This is a genomic window from Methylobrevis pamukkalensis, from assembly GCF_001720135.1.
Classification (GTDB): Bacteria; Pseudomonadota; Alphaproteobacteria; order Rhizobiales; family Pleomorphomonadaceae; genus Methylobrevis; species Methylobrevis pamukkalensis.
Map to the genome: position 1 here is coordinate 1 of NZ_MCRJ01000272.1, position 1032 is coordinate 1032.

At 62.4% G+C, this 1032-nt stretch carries 1 protein-coding gene; it reads right to left on the minus strand.

All coding sequences use genetic code 11. The annotated features are described in order from the left end of the window. Positions 1 to 561 precede the first annotated feature (561 nt). A partial coding sequence (locus A6302_RS23325; RefSeq protein WP_069308536.1) for a hypothetical protein occupies positions 562 to 1032 on the minus strand: 471 nt, incomplete at its 5' end.

Genomic DNA, 1032 nt, shown 5'->3' on the forward strand with positions numbered 1-1032 from the left:
TGACCCGATCGGCCGAAGCCTGCCAGCAGCCGCGTGGAAAGACCATGCAAGGTCGTCAAATATTTTCGACTTAAGAAATAAATGCATGGCGGCAATGTCAAAAGTGTCGGTGGCCGGTTCGTCCCGTCGAGTCGGACGCTTCTCGCAGATGGACTTTCAGGAATGAAGTCATCTCGAAGTTTGTATTGTGGCCGGCGGAAAGGCCTAAACCAATTTAGACGTCGATCTCGGGATCAGGCCGGTTATCGGAGTGTTCAGGGTTTTTATACATTCGCCAATCTGAATCGTTTGAACTGTCTCGCCGGCCGGAGAAGCCAAGGGGCGGCGCCGAGGCATTCGAGACGCGGTGAGGGCAGGGCGGGCGAGAGGGGCGGAGAGGGGAGCGAAACGGATACGCCCGCGCGCGGAGCCGATGGGGCTTCGGGGCGGGCACGGACAGGCCGGCGGAACGTGGTGTGCAGTTGGCGGCCCTCGGGTTGCGCCCGGGTGGCGGCTGCGTGCCGAAGCACGGGGCGCAGGGGCGGAGGCCGCACGTCACGCGCGGCCTCCGCTCTCAATCCATCAGTTGAGCTTGTCGACGTCCACGGCGACGGTGATGGCGCCGATCGGCTTGCCGCCCTCGGCGACGGTGAGGCTGACCTGGGCGATCTTCTTGCCGCCCTCTTCCTCGACCTCGTCGACGAAGATGGCATCGGGGCCGCCGGCGAAGGTCTTCTGCCACTTCGCCTCATCGGCCTGGAAATAGTCCGAAGTGCCGTCGGTCTGGCCGACGTTGAGGCCCTTGTCGTCCATGACGAAGGCTTCGATCATCACGTCGCCCAGTTCGCTGCGCTTGGCCTTCAGGAACTCGGACAGCGGATTGTTCATCGTCGCTTCCATGAGGTCGGTGGCGGTCTTCGCCTTCCAGGCCTCGTCGAGCTCGAGAATCTTCATGTAGTCGATGTTGGCATGCTCGGCGTTGGCCTTCTTCACCGCATCGATGACGATCGGATCGGACAGCCAGGGCTTGATCTTGGCGGCGGCGAACTCGCT